This window comes from Nitrospirota bacterium (genome assembly GCA_020846775.1).
Taxonomy (GTDB): Bacteria; Nitrospirota; 9FT-COMBO-42-15; order HDB-SIOI813; family HDB-SIOI813; genus RBG-16-43-11.
In genome coordinates, this window is sequence record JADLDG010000097.1 from 19,346 (window position 1) to 36,292 (window position 16,947).

Below are 16,947 nucleotides of genomic sequence, written 5' to 3' on the forward strand. Positions count from 1 at the left end.
TCTCACTATTTTAGACTTGTATTTATTGCCGGGGTATATAGTTCTAACTCTTCCCGTAGGGAATACATCGCCTCCCGGTTGATTTTAATGCCCATCTTCTTAGCGACCATAATGTTAATTGATGTCTGGAGTTTTTTTACCGTGTTGACAGCTTCGGCAGCAGGAGGGGGCTTCCCTTGCAGGATGTTGTTGGCCAATCGCCCCGCCTCTATCCCTACCGTGTGATAGTCAGGGGAGAAGGTTAACAAGGCCCCTCTGCTTAGCAGATCCTTAGAGAAGGCTATAACCGGGATCCTGCTCTCGAACGTCTTAAGAAAAATAAACTCCAGGGACTCGGGCGTTACCACAGTGCTATCAGGAATTAACCAGAGGAGATCAATCTCGTTCTGTATATCCCTGAATGCATCCGGCATCTCTTTAATTGAAGATACCTCCTTTGTCGTCAGAGTAAATCCCCAAGTCTGAGCTATCTGCATGTCCTTCTCGACTATCCTTTTGGATTTTGCAGGGTCATAAAGGATTCCGATCTTTTTTGCCTCCGGGAAGAGTTCTCTTAGCCGGCGGATGGCCTCGAACGAGCTGATGTTAAGGTTTACACCAGTCAGGTTGCTTCCGGATATGGAGAATAGGTCAGGGTTAAAGACCATACAGTAGACAATGGGGGTATGCTGAAAATTATTCTTTGCTGTCACAGTGGCCAGGAGGCCTACTGAAATAATAAGATCCGGAAGATGCCTTTTGATTTCCCTTACGACCCTGCCTGATTCTTCCAAATCGCCTTTCAGGTCAAACTCCCTCATTTTCCCGTCATAGATACTCTTTATACCGGTCACGGCTTCACGATAGACAGGAAGTTCCTGGCTCATGATTACAGCAATCTCCTTTCCATCTGCATGATCTGCTGCAAATGCAAGAAAACTGATCATAGAGGAAAGGACAAAGATCACAAGGATGCCAAGCCTATTAATCAATTATCCTCCTTAACATAGTCTCTAATATTTAACTTTCTGATCAAACGGGCCAGATAGGTTCTCTGGAGATTAAGCAGATTCGCTGCTTTAGCCTGATTACCGCCTGTTTGCTGCATGGCACGAAGGATTACCTCCCTCTGGCAGCGCACTACTGATTCATGATATGGTTTTATAGTGTGAGGATCTTCCATCTTAAGATTGTATGTTGGAAATGGCAGGTCAAGGGGAGTGATCTCTTTACTGCTATCATCAGCCAAAACAACAGCCCGTTCAATAATATTTTTTAGTTCTCTGACATTTCCGGGCCAATGATAGTTGATCAGGTGCTCCATTGCCTCGGGAGAAATCTTCATTACGGGTCGCTTAATCTCCCTGCATGCATCATTGAGAAAGAAAGAGATGAGATTTGGGATATCCTCTTTGCGCTCCTTCAGAAGTGGAAGCTGGATCGAAACTACATTGAGGCGAAAAAATAGATCATCCCTGAATTTCCCCTCTTGAACCCTCTTATAGAGATTTTGATTTGTTGCCGCAATGGTCCGGATGTCTATCCGTATTGGCCGGTATCCACCTACACGTTCAAACTCGCGTTCCTGAAGAACCCTGAGCAGTTTTGCCTGAAGTTCAGGTTTTAAGTCACCGATCTCATCGAAAAATACTGTGCCTCCGTCAGCAATCTCGAGTTTTCCCCGTTTCATTGCATATGCCCCTGTAAATGCCCCTTTCTCATGTCCGAACAGTTCACTTTCAAACAGCTCATCCCGCAAGGCAACACTATTTACAACAACAAATGGTTTTTTTGACCGTTCACTCCTGCGATGGATAAAACGGGCAAACATCTCTTTACCTGTCCCGCTTCCCCCGAGGAGAAGTACTGTCGAAGAAGTTCCGGCGACCTTCTGCGCCATTTCCAGGGCTTCTCTTATTTTCTGAGACTCACCTATAATGCCGGGGAACGAGGCATCAATTTCACCCTGAAGATAGAGATTGTTTCTCCGCAGAGCCCTGTAGTCGAGGGCCTTTTTGATCACTATATCAAGGTGGTCAGGAGAGAATGGTTTTGTTACGAAGTCGAAGGCACCTGCCTTCATTGCAGCTACAGCATTCTCAATTGTTCCAAAGGCGGTCAGTACAATGATTGGCAGTTGCGGGTTATCCTTAAGGCGCTTAATTACCTCCATCCCATCCATTATGGGCATCTGGAGATCCAAGATCACTATATCCGGTTCGTGACTGTCAATGGATTTCAGGGCCTCCTGCCCGTTTCCAGCAGTCATTACATGGTATCCCAGTTTTTCAAGACGATCTTTAATTATCGTCCTGATATCCTCGTCATCATCAACCAGAAGAATTGTTTCATGCATGTTCATATTTTTACATTCCTGCTATCCAGAGTCAGCTGGTAAGGGGATGGATTAACTGTCGGTGGTATGCGCATAACTCGTATTTTGAGCAAATTATATTTGTGACGGTTGATTCTGTCAATACGTTATAGGACAGCAAGAATCAGACCAGTAGAGGCGCCGGACATCGTATTCGGTAAGAATTGATTCAAATGTAATGATATTAATGAGTTATAGTTATAGTAAATGACCCGATTTTGAAGTGGAATAAAATAAGAATGCGATTAATTTGATCCATTAGTTGCTTTGTATCTAATCAGATACACTGCCATATCCTGCTGAGTTGTATCCATATTGTCTTTATTATATTGGTCTCAATATTATGATGCCGGCTTTACCGGTCAGGTATTCTGTCAACTCTTCATCAATAACCTTATATGTATCTTTGCGTGATGATGCGTGACGAAGACATATCCTGCCGCCATCTTTTATAATAATGCCTGTGTGAGTTACATCCAATCCTTCATTGCCGGAATAAATGCCTGCATAATCTCCGGTCATTAACCGTGCCATGACATTGCTATTTATTGCGTTAACTGGTATGAAGGAGATCTCTCTCTGCGTGACACATATCCCGTGGAGCAAAAACGTCCCGTCACTCCTTAGATTTAAGTTTTTCATGATTCTAACAGTATTTTTCGCCCCGATTATCGAAGTTACATCATCCACTGTCTTAGGCGTGTAACCAACCCAGTCTGAAAAGAAATGTCTCCTGCCTTCATATGTCACTGCTCCATTCCTGTATCTAACCATCTTCAGATTCTTTGTAAATTCAGAGTAAGACCCGGAAAGGCGCATTGCCTCAACATATTCAATAAATGTAATGCAGTCCACCCCTTCAAGGTTTATGATGAGGACTTCTGGAACACTTACGCTGCCGCTCAAAGAAGCTTCTTTGTAGGGTGTGTTGAGTAATTGCCTGGAGATGAAGTCAATGCGCCCACCGATATCCGTCAATGCAGCGGCTTCATGTATTATTCCATCTATAAGTGCTGTCGTCCATTTACCTAAGTGAGTTATCATGAATTTTAGTTTATGCCAGATTATTGTAAGAAAACAAGGGGGTGGGGCGACATCCTGATGGGATCTTCCCTGAGTCCAAAAAATTAAAATAAAGTCATGCGGTTCCTATCTTTGCTACAAGATCATAAACAGGTAGCAGCAGTCCCATGATAATCAGCGCAAAGAGAAGCCCTATTACAGCAATGACGATCGGTTCAATCATCGTACCTATCTTTTGGGAAATATCGTCAAGTTCCCTGAGGTAATGGTCTGAGAGATGTAGAAATTTCTCATCCAGATTTCCACTCGTCTCTCCCACATCTATCATTCTTGTAACCAGTTTTGGAAATACCTTCTGCTTTCCTATAGCATCCGATATCCTGCTCCCCAGGGCGATCTCCTCCCTTATCCTGAAAACAGAGTCTTTAAAGACCTCATTGCCAATCACGTCAGAAATCGTCTCAAGTGACCTGTCAATGGTAATACCGGCAACCGTAAGTATTCTTAACTGTTCAGAGAAGAGGGCAAGGAGCCTGTTGTAGGTAACATGTTTAATCACAGGTAGTTTTATTGTTAAAAGATCAAGATAATATCGGGTCTTTTGCCGTCGTCTGAGCAGCTTGATGCCAAACAGCAATACGACTGGAGTGATCAGCAGCATGTACCAGGAATTCCTGCAGAAATCGCTCATATACAGCAGTATCCTTGTTGGCAGGGGTAAGTCCAGACTCATGTTTTTAAATATCTCCATCACCTTAGGCAGGACGTATATAAGCCAGAATAACAGGGCACCCAGGGTTGAAACTATGGCAAAGGCAGGATAGATGAGCGCCCTCTTGATGGAAGAGGAAAGGTTTTCCATCTTCTCAAGGTGGATTGCCACATCTGAGAAACTTCTTTCAAGATTGCCGGTTTCTTCACCCACCCTGCTGAGTCGGACAAAGATATCCGGAAAAACATGACAGCCGGCAGCTGCATCGGAGAAACTGGATCCAAATTCAATCTTCCTTCGTATGCTGTAAATAGTCTGTTGAAAATACTTGTTATCCATACCATCGGCTATATCAGAAAGGGCTGACAGGATAGGGATGCCGGATCTCAGCATGATGGAGAAGTCTTTTGCAAACTCAATAATCTCAGGCCGCCTGATGCTCCTCATGTCAGCAAATTTACGGATGGATGAACTTACAGGGTTTAATTTCCTGAGTGTAATAACATATAGACCGGATGAGGAGATATCATCACGCGCATTCTCTGGATTGTTCCCCTCTATTGCCCCCCTGATCAGGATGCCTTCACTATTCACGGCTGAATACGAATAAAATGCCATTATCCAACCACCCTCAGCACCTCTTCAAAGGTTGTTATCCCATCCATAGCCTTTTTGATCCCATTCTCCCTCATGGGTTTCATGCCATTTCTTCGGGCAGAATCCCATATTGATTTTACAGCGCCATTTGAATCGATGAGGTCCTTAATTTCATCTGATACAATAAGAATTTCACCAATAACGGTACGACCGATATAGCCGGTATGATTGCATGCCCGGCAACCTTCACCCCTGTATTCTGTCATTGTTTTTCCTTCAACTTCAGCAAAACCCAGTTCTGTCAGTTCTCCGGGGGCAAAGATATGCTCTTTTCGACAATAACCGCATACCTTTCTTATAAGCCTCTGGGAAATAACGGCCAGAAGGGCTGAGGAAAGCAGAAAACGGTCAACATCAAGATCTATCAAGCGCGGGATGACTGTAGCCGAATCATTGGTATGGATAGTGCTCAACACCAGATGTCCCGTAATAGAAGCCCTGATGGCGATCCGGGCCGTCTCCTCATCCCTGATCTCTCCAATGAGCATTGCATCAGGGTCCTGCCTCATGAAACTTTTTCCTGCCACGGCAAAGCCATATCCTGACTTTGAGGAGACCTGCGTCTGTTTGATCATGCTCAACTTGTATTCCACCGGGTCCTCAACCGTCAATACGTTCTTCTCAATGATATTTATCTCCCTGAGCGCTGAATAGAGGGTCGTAGTCTTACCACTCCCAGTAGGACCAGCGACAATAATCATACCGTGAGGTTTTGAAAAAAGCTGCTTCAACTCTTTCGTGTCATGCTCCTCAAAGCCCAGCCCTACCATACTCAAAAGTGCTCTCGTCCCGCTAAGCACCCTCATTACAAGGTTTTCACCGTAAATCGTCGGTACAAGAGAGACGCGAATCTCATAGACTTTATTCATTAGAGGAAAACTGAAGGAGCCCCCCTGTGGAAGCCTCTGTTCTGCAATGTCAAGGTTTGATAAAATCTTGATTCTTGATATTACACCGCTGTGCACCGACTTTGGAAGACAGTATATATACTGTAGTACGCCGTCTATCCTGCAAAAGATGTCCAGGGTTTCATGCTCCGGAGAAATATGAATGTCTGATGCATTTCTCCTGATGCCGTCCATAATCAGGAATTCCGTCAACGAGGAGATCATAGTCCCGGAGACCTCGACTCCCCTTTTCAGGTCACTGATAATGGCTTCTATCCTCTGATGTATAGGGTTCTTCAGGAAGAAGTATGCCTTTTCGAGAGTTTCATAAAAGGTTTCCGAAGCGACCATGTAAACATTCGGGGCCTTTCCGCTGAGACGAGTAGCAACATCTATAGCATGAATATTATTGGGATTAATCATGCCTATGCTCAAAACGCCATCCTCTATTTCCAGTGGCATGAAGCCCGTAGATTCAGCAATCTCACGGGAGACCAGCTTGAGGGCTTCGTCGGAAATGGCATACCTGCTTAGATCAATGAACTCAATCCCTGCCTGCTCAGCCAGCACCTGTCCCATCTCCAGAGATGAGACAAACCCGAGTTTTATCAGTGTTTCTCCAAGGAGGGCCCCTGTGATAGACTGTTTTGCCATCGCTACCATGAATTGATCCTTGCTTAGAAGCCCCTTGGAAATAAGTAAATCACCAAGTTTAAGTGTCGCCATATTTTATTTCTCCTGCACGTGACTTACAGTCTGCATGTCTATCTCAGAGAATCTATATGGGATCAGATACAATGAGAGGTTTAAGCATGATAATCAGTTCAGTTTTTTCATAGCTCCTGTCACGGTTTTTAAACAGGTATCCGATAACCGGAATATTGGCAAGATAAGGAACATTGTTGTCTGCCAGCCTATCCTTATTCTGAATCAGCCCTCCTATAATGACCATTTGACCGTCTTTGACCTGAACCGTCGTGCTTAGCTCCCGCAAGTCAACCGTTGGAAGGGAAAGCTCGACAGCGTTACCTGCGGCCCCGATAGTTTTATTGTTGAGCTTGACGAGATCGGTGATTATAGGCGAAATGGTAAGGGTTATATTATTATCATCTGAAGCGCTGATGTACGGAACAATACCGAACACAATCCCCGATAGCACACTGCTCGTCTCAACAGAGTAGGTGACTGTAGGTACAGAGGTTGAGGTTCCAGTTGACGTGGTTTCCACTTTTGAAATGAAGTCCACCTTTCTTCCAACGCTCAGGAACGCAGTCTGACCGTTCATAATGTTCATCCTCGGGTTTGAAAGGACGTTGATATTACCCTGCTGCTGCAGCGCCTTCAGGAGGGAGGTGAAATCGCCGCCCGTCAGAGAAAGATTGAAATTGGGAAGGGAGTTGAGTGGACTGGTAAATCCGGTAGTCCCAGCGGCAAGATTGCCAACATTATCCCACCCCCTTCCAAGGAAGCTCCAGTCAACTCCATACTGAATGCTGTCAGTCAGCTGCACTTCAACAATACGGGCTTCTACCAGCACCTGTCTTCTGAGGGTCTTTTTAAGGGTATTGATATAATTCTCAACCCTGCTGATATCCTTTCTCGATGCCGTTACCACGATAGTCCCGGTCATCCTGTTAATACTAAAACCGGCGCTAAACCCGGATGATCCTGACTTTGATTGTTGCTGGTTTGTTTGAATATTTAGAATCCCGGCTATACCTCTCTCAACAGAGTCCCAGAATTTGAAGGAATCTTTGTCTGTTTCAATCTTCTGTGTGATATTACCACTGACGCCGGCTGAACCGGTTTTTGTGTTTCCCAGCATATCCCCGCCCACAATAATGGAATAGTCCTGGATCACAGAAGGTTGTCCGAATTCTAATATCCTTGTATCCATAAATTTAATAGTGAGAATATTGTTCCTGACTGTATAAAAATAATCAACCGAAGCGAGTACCGTATCAAGGACATCCTGTATATTCATATCCTTGAGAGTTATAGTGACCGGCGTTTCAGGATCTACACCCCTTTCTATGACCAGATTCAGAAAGGCAGATTCAGCAATTGTATACAGGACATCTCTGAGAGGCGTATTTCGCGCAGATATTGAGATCGTTTTTGTCTTCAATGATGATATTTCCTCGTTTACAGGAGCGGATTCAATCCTTGGTGTTATTTCAGCCTTTTCCTCAACCTTGACTTCCTCAGGGGGGATGCCGGCCTTTGTTGAGAATGACTCCAACGCTTGAGCCTTTCTTGCAAACTTGTCAGACGCACACGATGCAGTAAGCGACAAGATAAGGAGTCCCATCAACACAGAACGTGGTACACGACCACAAAATTTATTCATCTTTCTTCCTCCATATATATCCATCTGACTGTCTTGTCCTTAATTAGAATCCTGTTCTTTTCAATCATTTGAATAGTCATGCCCCCCGTGGTTTCACCCGCATGCAAGAGACGGTCGTCCACTATTGCAAAACTGCGTCTGCCATTCAATACTATAAACGTCAGCTTCGGATTAACCCTGGCATTATTGCCTGCCAGATTTGGCAGGACATCCTCTCTCTGAAAACTCCTGCTGACAGATGCAGATGTAACGCCGTACTCAATTCTTTCAGAAACACTCTTGTTCTCAGAAATACGCCTGACCTCACCACTGGCGCTAATTTGAGCTTTATCAAAATTAAATAAACTTGTCTGTAATATAGGGGCAATGTCCATTACAGGGTCCGTCTTATCAATTCCCAACACTGATTCATCAGGAGAAAAATGCAGCAGTTGACGCTGGCCAGGCCTCAGGATACGGTGCTCCAGATTAATCGCATTAATCAGCAAGACAGCGGCAACTAAAATACAGAATGGAAGCACTACCAGTATCTTTGTCCTTGTATCAATCACCGTGAAGCCCTCCTGTCCGGAATTCCCGTAATCCTTCCAGACGGAATTATGAAGGATCCCGCAATTGTCCAGGTGATTTCACGACTCTCCTCATTTCTTTTAGCACTGATATTACGAATTTTGAAATATGGGAATCTAAGTCCACGGAGATATCCGATGTTGCTCAAACCTTCATGGTACTGGCTGACGCTGAATTCCAGGGTAACCGGGAGTGTGATCTGACCGTTCTCCTCAACGATATTTCCAATGATGATATCAGTCTCTGAGATGGAGCTTCTCACCTTGTCAAGGCAAAGTAGCAGAATCTCCTGGTGGCTTCTGGAGTTATAATCTGTCGGCAGCAGGTGAATAGCAGAAGTCTGCTTTTCTCTCATTACACTGGTGACATGTTCCATCTTAAGCGCATTCTTGCGTATGGCATCCAGGTCAGTGGCAGCCTTAATTAGGTTATTCTTATATTTGCCGGCAAGGATAAGAAGACAAAGCGTCACGGCAAGCAATGTTCCTGCTGTCAGATGACGATAGAGTGCCTTTCTTAGATCCCTTGTGAGGGTCATCTGTAATCCGCCTCCACAAATAATTTTTTATCTTTCAGTTCAAATATATTTTTTGTAACCGACAGCCCCTGAATATCGGCAAGAGATCCTATAAATTTCTCGTATGCACGCCCGGCTTCAGCATAGTTTTCAGTGAAGGCTCTCCCTTCAATCTTGCAATGAAGCACCCCTTCATCTGATGAAATATCAAGGGAGTCAACCCTTATCCTCCCCCCTCTTATTCGGGCAAATGCATTGAGCAAATCCAAAATGTCAGGTTTTTCCATAGACCTTTCAAAAGAGGAAATGAGTGTGCTGTACTTAGTAAATCCGGACATCTCGTTCTCATATGTTGAGAGAATCCTGTCTATTTCCGGCATGTCTCTTACAGCATTCTGAAACCCCTCTCTGAGCGGAAGGATAGACATGACAACAATTGCTGTGTAAATAACTGACAGGATAGCCAGGCAGAAAAATGCCGCAGTGGAGTATCTGAGGAATTGCATTAAGAACGTCAAGTTTTTGTAGCTGAGTGGCGCAATATCGCACCCTTTATCAGCACAGAGCGCTGACACGGCAGTCATATATTCCAGAAAGATGCGGTTGTCCATATGAATTTCCGGAGGGGGGATCATACAAATAACAGGAAGGGAATTGTCTACAGATACATTGAAGTTCCCGGAGAGGGTTCCGGTCAGTATGATGAATGAGGGATTAATCCTGAGAGTCTGCCTGCAATAATTTGCAGTCATCTCGATATTCCTCATGTCATAGTCTGTCATGTCTGCCTCCGGTGAATTAGCCTCCCGGACCAGCACTATCCTGCCATCCCTGACGAGAAACAGGTTCTTGTTATGACCTGCACCGGACACGCTCAGTCCATATTTCCCGTCCGTCCTCGTCATCCGTGCCAGAGCAAAGATATCCGGATAGACCGCCGTGACCTTTTTCCCCATATTCGTAAATCTGGTGATCAGGTTCATTACTTCGTTGTTCCTGACAGCAAGGACAAATATCTCAAGTGTCTTCCTGTTTTCAACAATCTTTTCTCCTGAGAGATAATAGATATAGGAGAAATCCTTAAATGGACATTTTTTCTGAATCTCAAATTTGATGATTTTATCCAGATATTTCTTCTTTACGAAAGGCACAGTGATAGTATCCTGGTAGGTCTCCCTGAAATTACCTGCGACGATAAATTCCTTTGTCTTTTCACTCCTCAGAAATTCTTCGAACTGAGCATCATTCAAAGTGATAGCATCTCTTACAAAAAGTCCCCCCTTTTTCGAGGTGGCATAAATGACCCTGATTTCCTGGTTCTCAAAGCTCACGACAACGGTATTATTCATTTCACTCATCTACCTCAAGGATTTACAGTAATTACGTAAGACCTCTGTGCAATATTGTCATTGGACCCGACGGGGTCATTATTATCTCTTGTAAAGATGATCAGATTAAAACTCCCTGCAGAGGTTGGGGTTCCTGATAATCCCATTGTATCTGACTGCCCCCATGATCCTTCTGCCAATCCGCTGCAGTTAAGACTCGCTGTGTTAGGGGAAAGGGAAAGTCCGGCTGGCAGGCTTCCCTGCAGGCACCATTTGTATTTTCCGCCAGCGGAGTAGGCCACCCCTCCGTCAGAAAAGGCTTTGGCGCTGTAAGAACTTCCGGACTTGCCCGAAGGAAGATCGTTATTGATAATCCTGAGTTGTGCCCCGACGCATCCGGCCCTTATCCTGAGCTCATCGAGGGTCATCCACTGGACTATATCATCGTAGTCTTCAAACCGTGTCATATCAGCGGCGTAATTATCAATGCCTGGAATATCCGGATTGTATACCCGCACGCTCCCGCCTGTATTAGCCGTCTGAATATTGAAATTTGCAGCTCCGCTGATTACTGCAAATGCTATATTGGATATAGAACTAATCGGTGCTGCACAACCTGAGTCGGCACACAAAATAATACTGATACCGGTCGTTTTTCTCCCGCATATCCCCCCTGCTGATGTGTTTATCAGATTCGCATCCGGAATATATAATAGAGAGTTATTCCAGGAGTCTTTTGGGGTCCTTACGATAGATGGGAACTCTGTTGTATTGGGGATCCGGTTACTTGTAGTTCCAAAACCGATCATTCCTGAAACTGCTGCATTCACAATCTCCTTGGTCTCATTATGTTTGGCTGCCTTAACAAGGGGTCCCATCATTCCGGTTCCAATCCCGATCAGCATACCGATAATCACAAGTACAATGGCAAGTTCAACAAGTGTAAAACCATTATTCCCTTTTATAAGGTGCAGCTGTTTCATATAGAACCAATGTCTATTTTAACGTCCTGTGCATCCATATCATGAGTGTTATTCCGCCTAAAATAGTCAGAAAAACTCCACTCCGGGTCTTTGTGACAACTTCTGATAAGAGGCTGTCGGGAGAGATGCTCCATATTACGTAATAACCGGAAAAAATGAATATACAAGAAAGGGATGGTAAAACCAGCCTGAGGATAAGATTAATAATTGTCCTGACTGTAAATGACAGATCCCGGTTTCTATGCCATTCCTGCGGCAAACTTTTCCCCTTCCACGTAAAGTCATCTCTCCCCCAAACGGGATAAATTAAAACCTGAAATAGAGTGTGTATGCACCACTGGTTGCTGTGTTGTAGTTGCCTGATCCCCGGATATCTCCACTATTATACCCAGTGGTCGGACTGCCATCATCATACTGCTGATCAAGGAGCTGGCATACATCGTAAGGCACATTTGTAAATCCTATCCAATGTGTGGTCAACCCCTGGACTGCTACAGTCCCTATCGCTACGATGCCTGCGTAAGGGTTGCCTGGATTTACTGCTGATGTTGCATCTCCTGACAGGAGATTTGCAAGCCTTAATCCTCTCCAGGCGACACAGGTCTCGGTGGTGGTGCCGGACGCACAATTAGTGGTAAATCCTGTGATCAGGCCATTGTTATTCCCGTCTGTGATTCCCCAACGGGCATTGGCATTGTTGTCATCCCCGGGATATTTTCCATATTTATCCAGATAGGTATTAATAGAGGCATTAACCTCTTTCTGCATATTATAGAGTCTCTTCATCCGGGCATTATTGATCATCTCCTGCCCCTTGAGTACAGCCCCCAGGATCAACCCGATAATTACAAGCACGATTGCCAGTTCTACAAGTGTAAATCCCTTCTGATTTCGAATCATCCTCATTTTATTCCTCTCCATTTCTTCTCCTTTTACTTACTACTTTGTTAGTTACTTTCATTTGTTAGTAATGTCTAATATTTGTCTGTAAGACAAGTATCAGCAATACATGTGCCAAGTCATATCTAATTGATTTATAAGGATAATTACAGCTATAGTGGGGTATTTCTAATGGTAGTTATTGACGGGGTTGTCAAACCAATGACGGCACAGTTGTCCAATCAAAAGGAATAAACTCTGCAATATAAACCTGGAATAATCTCGATTCTTTGAAGCCAGCCTGCTCCGGCGATGGAAGTAATGGGGTCCGATTTTCAATCTGAAGTTTTGATTTTATATATGGCCTGAGCCCTCATAAAGTCTTTATATATTCTATAAGCGCCTCGATCTCCTTATCTGTCAGAAGACCCTTCTGGGATGGCATAATAGGTGGAAAGCCCTTCACAACATCTGCAGCCGGTTCCAACATGGATTTCCTTATATATTCTTTGTCAACAACTACAACTACTTCTTTGCCATCTGTTATAACGGTCTCCTTCTTCAGATATAAGCCCTTCCATGAGGGTCCTATGCGTTTTGTGCCGTCAACCGAGTGGCAGCCCGTACACCCCTTCTCAGAGCTTAAGCGGAGCCCAAGCTCTGCACTGGATAAATTTGCTGACATGGATACCTCAGCCATCATATCTTCACGCCATTTATTAAACGCCGACTCATCCATCACCTCCACAGTAGTCAGCATCCTTGAGTGTCCGAGTCCGCAGTATTCCGCACAGAAGAGATTATATTTCCCCACCTCGTCAGGGGTAAACCAGAGGTAATTGTCCCTGAGGCCAGGCACTACATCCTCTTTTACTCTGAATGCCGGTATATAGAGGCTATGTATTACATCATTTGATGCAAGTAACAGCTTTACCGGCCTCCCTTTTGGAAGTTTGAGAATTTTGCTCTTTATGTTACCCTCATACTCAAAAGACCATGACCACTGCTGCGCAGTAACGCTAACGTTAATGGCATCCGCCGGGACCTGAGTCCTTTTTTTATAATCATTCCAGCCAAAATAGAACAGAGAGAGGACTATAAATACTGGAATTACGGTCCAGGCTGTTTCAAGGATAATGTTCCCTGGTATATCTGTAGCAGTCCGGTTTCTGCTCCTGCGATACCTGATAATAAAAAATGCCGTAAGAAAGGTAATAATACACAGCATCAGGATGCAGACCCCCACAACAATCAGGAACGTGCTGTCAACATCTTTTCCAATTATGCTTGATGCTGTCTTGAACATAGTCTATCTGTATCCCACATCTGAATAGAGGAAGAGACTCAGTATCAGGATTACCCCCGGGATAAAAAATATCATGATCCTGATAAAGCCCTTTTCGTATTTCAGGTTCATAAAGAATGCTGCAATAAGAAAGGTCTTTATTATGACGATTAATATTGGAGTCTTATCCCAAAGACTGCCTTTGAATGTTGTTGCACTTGCCGCAGCCCCAATAGTAAGTGCCACCATCACGGCCCAGACTATAACGTATGTGCGGATAGTGGCCCCGTGTTTCTCCAATTTACCAGATGTATTATTCATATATCTCCTATGTAACCAGATAAAAGAATGAGAATAGATAAATCCAGATAATGTCTATCAGATGCCAGTAAAGTCCTGAGTTTTCGAGTATGGCAAAATCCTTCATCACTATCTTATCCCTGACTACAAAGACCACCATAACAGAGAGTAATATTATACCTCCTGCCACGTGAAGGCCGTGAAGTCCAGTCATTATAAAGTAGAGGTTGTAGAATAGACCTTCGCCCTTTAAGAGGTCTTTCATCCCGGTTGCCCCCGGGTATATACCGTGGCCGATCTTTTCACTCCACTCGATATATTTATTCACCAGGAAGACTATCGCCAGGAATATGGTTGCCAAGAGGGCCAGTATAGCCAGGTGTTTCTTCCCCACCCTTATGGCCCATACTGATGTTGCCATGAAGAAACTGCTCGTCAGGAGTATGAGGGTATTTGCAGTTGCGATAAGGACACTTAGATTTCCCGATGCATGGTGGAAATCCTCCGGGTAGCGGCTGCGGTAGACAAAGAATATTATGAAAAGTACGACAAATAAAAAAAACTCTGTAAAGAGAAAAAGCCACATTCCCATACGGGAACCAACAGGGTCCCGATGTACCGCTTCTATTTCAATGCCGGGTCCTTCAATCATAATAATTCCCTGTAATCATATGGCCCGCGTTCTACCACCGGCGGAGTATGAAAATTCTCCAGCGGTGGAGGGGATGTCGTCTGCCACTCCAGCGTAGCCCCGCCCCATGGATTTTCCGGTGCCCGTTCCCCCTTTTTAAGCGAATAGACCAGGTTTGCAAACATTATGATGAGGCCGGTTATTAATATCCACGACCCGAAGGTTGAGACCATCTGCCATGGTTGAAATTCAGGAAGATAGTCGTAATATCTCCTAGGCATTCCATTCAGTCCCAGTATGAACATAGGAAAATAGAGGGTGTTAAAACCAACGAACAGAAATGCAGCCGAGATATTTGCAATTTTTTTGTTATACATCTTTCCAAACATCTTGGGAAACCAGTAATGTAGTCCGGCGAAGAATGCGAACCCGCCGCCGCCGAAAACAATGTAATGGAAATGCCCGACGACAAAGGCTGTATCATGAAGATGGACGTTTAAAGAAAGGGTGCCAAGCATTAATCCTGAAAGCCCTCCAATGGAAAATTGGAATATAAATGCAAGTGTCAGAAGAAAAGGGGTCTCAAGGACAATAGATCCCTTGTACATAGTGGTAACCCAGTTAAAGACTTTTATTGCGCTGGGTATTGCCACAAGAAAGGTGAGCAGGGAAAAGACCATTGCGGCATTGGAACTGTAACCGCTTACAAACATATGGTGTCCCCATACCATCGAACCCAGGATTGCAATTGCCAGACTCGAATATGCTATGGCCCTGTAACCGAATATGACTCTTCTGCAGAATACAGGTATGATCTCTGCAACGATACCCATCCCTGGAAGGATCATAACATAGACTGCCGGGTGGGAGTATATCCAGAAGAGATGCTGATAGAGTATGGGGTCACCTCCCTTCAGCGGATCAAAGACACCTATACCTAAAAATCTCTCAGCAAGAATCAGGAGAAATGTCATTCCAACAACCGGGGTTGCTATGACGAGTATCCAGGCGGTCGCGTAAACAGACCATACGAAGAGAGGAAGCTTGTGCCACCTCATTCCCGGGGCCCTTAGAATGTGAACGGTTGTCACAAAATTAATCCCTGTTAATATGGAAGACAGACCGAGTATGAATACAGCAAAGACCGCAAGGGATACGTTTGTCCCAGTCTTTATACTGTAGGGCACATAGAAAGTCCAGCCTGTATCAGGAGGACCGTTGCCGGTGAAAAGAGATGTGAAAACGAGGAACGCTCCAATTATATAGAACCACCAGGAGAGCAGATTAAGCCTCGGAAAAGCCATATCTTTTGCGCCAATCTGTATGGGGAGGAAAAAATTGCCTAATACCCCTGTGGTCACGGGGATGATGAATAAGAAGATCATAATGATGCCGTGGAGGGTAAAGACCGAGTTATAGGTCTGTGCCTCCATTATTGTGGCGCCAGGGGCTATAAGTTCCAGCCGTATAAGAAATCCGAGAGTCACACCCATGAAGAAGAAAGTTAATGCAGAGAGTAAATAGAGGATAGCGATGCGTTTATGATCTATTGAGAATATCCATGAGAATAGCCAGGAGAGGAGCCCCGGAGAACGCCCCTCGCTGAAGTAAAATCCTCGATTATCTTCCCTTGATAGATCCACTATAACCCCCGGTTTACATCAAGTCTTTCTTTTTCTGGTTACAAGTACCAGCATTGCCAGGGCCGATGTCAAAACCACTATACCGGTAACTTTCAATGTATTGAAGACATATCTTCTGCCCACGGGGTCGTAACTGAAGCAGAGGAGGATTGCCTTTCTTATAGACGGACCGCTCTTGCCGGCCGCCGCCTCAGTTATAGCCATTTCAAAGTCGAAGGGAAGAAAGCTCTGTCCGTACAGGTATCGTGTAATATGCCCATCTCCTGATATGATAATTAGTGCAGAAGGGTGAAGGAAATCGTCCCCCTCGCGTTTATAGTTGAAGCCTACTGCGTCAGTCAGACGTTTAATCTCTGCAGCTTTCCCTGTTAGAAATCTCCAACCTTCATCGGGGAAGGGTCTTCCAATTGCCTTGAGGTAATCTCTCTTTACCCTTACGGCATCCTCAGGTGTTTCGGAATCGTTAAAACTTATGGTTATAACGGAGAAGTCATCAAGCGGTTTGAGGCGCGTATTCTCTAACAACCTTGCAGTAGCCTCAAGTACAGTTGGACACAGGTTTATACAATTGTAATAGGCAAGAATAATTACAGTTGGACCTTTTATTAGTTCGGTCAATTTTACTGATCTGCCATCTTCTTCAATCAGGGAAATATCGAGGGGAATATTCCCCCCCGGTTTTTCATCTATACCGATTTGTTTTGTATCAACATCATGATGGCTGTCTGCTCTGTTATAAACTTCAGAAAGGGCGGTCTCACTTAGGGAAAGAAGCATTATCGGTATTAACAGCAGATAAACTCCCATGTCTATTTACCAATACCTCTCA

Annotated in this window: 15 protein-coding genes and 1 pseudogene; all 16 read right to left on the reverse strand. The window is 44.5% G+C overall.

Going from position 1 to position 16,947, the window contains the following annotated elements:
- Nucleotides 1-5: 5 nt before the first annotated feature.
- A complete protein-coding gene (locus IT392_11485; protein ID MCC6545096.1) occupies nucleotides 6-971 on the reverse strand; it encodes an ABC transporter substrate-binding protein in 966 nt (321 codons plus the stop codon).
- A complete protein-coding gene (locus IT392_11490; GenBank protein ID MCC6545097.1) occupies nucleotides 968-2,341 on the reverse strand; it encodes a sigma-54-dependent Fis family transcriptional regulator in 1,374 nt (457 codons plus the stop codon). Before IT392_11490 ends, IT392_11485 begins: the two co-directional genes overlap by 4 nt.
- Nucleotides 2,342-2,677: 336 nt before the next feature.
- On the reverse strand, nucleotides 2,678-3,397 hold the full coding sequence (locus IT392_11495) for a DUF1460 domain-containing protein (GenBank protein ID MCC6545098.1): 720 nt from the start codon (nucleotides 3,395-3,397) through the stop codon (nucleotides 2,678-2,680).
- 94 nt (nucleotides 3,398-3,491) lie between these two features.
- On the reverse strand, nucleotides 3,492-4,706 hold the full coding sequence (locus IT392_11500) for a type II secretion system F family protein (GenBank protein MCC6545099.1): 1,215 nt from the start codon (nucleotides 4,704-4,706) through the stop codon (nucleotides 3,492-3,494).
- Nucleotides 4,706-6,358, reverse strand: a complete 1,653-nt coding sequence (locus IT392_11505) for a type II/IV secretion system protein (protein ID MCC6545100.1) — start codon at nucleotides 6,356-6,358, stop codon at nucleotides 4,706-4,708. Before IT392_11505 ends, IT392_11500 begins: the two co-directional genes overlap by 1 nt.
- 52 nt (nucleotides 6,359-6,410) lie before the next feature.
- On the reverse strand, nucleotides 6,411-7,982 hold the full coding sequence (gene mshL / locus IT392_11510; GenBank protein ID MCC6545101.1) for a pilus (MSHA type) biogenesis protein MshL: 1,572 nt from the start codon (nucleotides 7,980-7,982) through the stop codon (nucleotides 6,411-6,413).
- Nucleotides 7,979-8,533, reverse strand: a complete 555-nt coding sequence (locus IT392_11515; protein ID MCC6545102.1) for a hypothetical protein — start codon at nucleotides 8,531-8,533, stop codon at nucleotides 7,979-7,981. The genes mshL and IT392_11515 overlap by 4 nt, the downstream gene beginning before the upstream one ends.
- Nucleotides 8,530-9,090 carry a hypothetical protein gene (locus tag IT392_11520; GenBank protein ID MCC6545103.1) on the reverse strand — a complete coding sequence of 187 codons (561 nt, stop codon included), beginning with the start codon at nucleotides 9,088-9,090 and terminating at the stop codon, nucleotides 8,530-8,532. Before IT392_11520 ends, IT392_11515 begins: the two co-directional genes overlap by 4 nt.
- On the reverse strand, nucleotides 9,087-10,418 hold the full coding sequence (locus IT392_11525; protein ID MCC6545104.1) for a hypothetical protein: 1,332 nt from the start codon (nucleotides 10,416-10,418) through the stop codon (nucleotides 9,087-9,089). The genes IT392_11520 and IT392_11525 overlap by 4 nt, the downstream gene beginning before the upstream one ends.
- Nucleotides 10,419-11,230: 812 nt before the next feature.
- Nucleotides 11,231-11,380: pseudogene (locus IT392_11530) on the reverse strand (prepilin-type N-terminal cleavage/methylation domain-containing protein).
- A gap of 306 nt (nucleotides 11,381-11,686) precedes the next feature.
- Entirely contained in the window at nucleotides 11,687-12,277 is a 591-nt protein-coding gene (locus tag IT392_11535; protein MCC6545105.1) for a prepilin-type N-terminal cleavage/methylation domain-containing protein, read from the reverse strand.
- A gap of 355 nt (nucleotides 12,278-12,632) precedes the next feature.
- Nucleotides 12,633-13,565, reverse strand: coding sequence for a cytochrome c oxidase subunit II (gene coxB, locus IT392_11540; protein ID MCC6545106.1), 933 nt, complete (start codon nucleotides 13,563-13,565; stop codon nucleotides 12,633-12,635).
- A gap of 3 nt (nucleotides 13,566-13,568) precedes the next feature.
- Nucleotides 13,569-13,865, reverse strand: a complete 297-nt coding sequence (locus IT392_11545; protein ID MCC6545107.1) for a cytochrome C oxidase subunit IV family protein — start codon at nucleotides 13,863-13,865, stop codon at nucleotides 13,569-13,571.
- Nucleotides 13,866-13,872: 7 nt separating this feature from the next.
- On the reverse strand, nucleotides 13,873-14,496 hold the full coding sequence (locus IT392_11550) for a cytochrome c oxidase subunit 3 (GenBank protein MCC6545108.1): 624 nt from the start codon (nucleotides 14,494-14,496) through the stop codon (nucleotides 13,873-13,875).
- A complete protein-coding gene (locus tag IT392_11555; GenBank protein MCC6545109.1) occupies nucleotides 14,493-16,121 on the reverse strand; it encodes a cbb3-type cytochrome c oxidase subunit I in 1,629 nt (542 codons plus the stop codon). Before IT392_11555 ends, IT392_11550 begins: the two co-directional genes overlap by 4 nt.
- Nucleotides 16,122-16,136: 15 nt before the next feature.
- Nucleotides 16,137-16,925 (reverse strand): SCO family protein, encoded by a 789-nt coding sequence (locus tag IT392_11560; protein MCC6545110.1) that lies wholly within the window; start codon nucleotides 16,923-16,925, stop codon nucleotides 16,137-16,139.
- Nucleotides 16,926-16,947 lie beyond the last annotated feature (22 nt).

Coding starts and splice junctions, on each gene's coding strand:
- IT392_11490 (MCC6545097.1), bottom strand. CDS start 2,341: ATGAACATGCATGAAACAATTCTTCTGGTTGATGATGACGAGGATATC.
- IT392_11495 (MCC6545098.1), bottom strand. CDS start 3,397: ATGATAACTCACTTAGGTAAATGGACGACAGCACTTATAGATGGAATA.
- IT392_11500 (MCC6545099.1), bottom strand. CDS start 4,706: ATGGCATTTTATTCGTATTCAGCCGTGAATAGTGAAGGCATCCTGATC.
- IT392_11505 (MCC6545100.1), bottom strand. CDS start 6,358: ATGGCGACACTTAAACTTGGTGATTTACTTATTTCCAAGGGGCTTCTA.
- mshL (MCC6545101.1), bottom strand. CDS start 7,982: ATGAATAAATTTTGTGGTCGTGTACCACGTTCTGTGTTGATGGGACTC.
- IT392_11520 (MCC6545103.1), bottom strand. CDS start 9,090: ATGACCCTCACAAGGGATCTAAGAAAGGCACTCTATCGTCATCTGACA.
- IT392_11525 (MCC6545104.1), bottom strand. CDS start 10,418: ATGAATAATACCGTTGTCGTGAGCTTTGAGAACCAGGAAATCAGGGTC.
- coxB (MCC6545106.1), bottom strand. CDS start 13,565: ATGTTCAAGACAGCATCAAGCATAATTGGAAAAGATGTTGACAGCACG.
- IT392_11545 (MCC6545107.1), bottom strand. CDS start 13,865: ATGAATAATACATCTGGTAAATTGGAGAAACACGGGGCCACTATCCGC.
- IT392_11550 (MCC6545108.1), bottom strand. CDS start 14,496: ATGATTGAAGGACCCGGCATTGAAATAGAAGCGGTACATCGGGACCCT.
- IT392_11560 (MCC6545110.1), bottom strand. CDS start 16,925: ATGGGAGTTTATCTGCTGTTAATACCGATAATGCTTCTTTCCCTAAGT.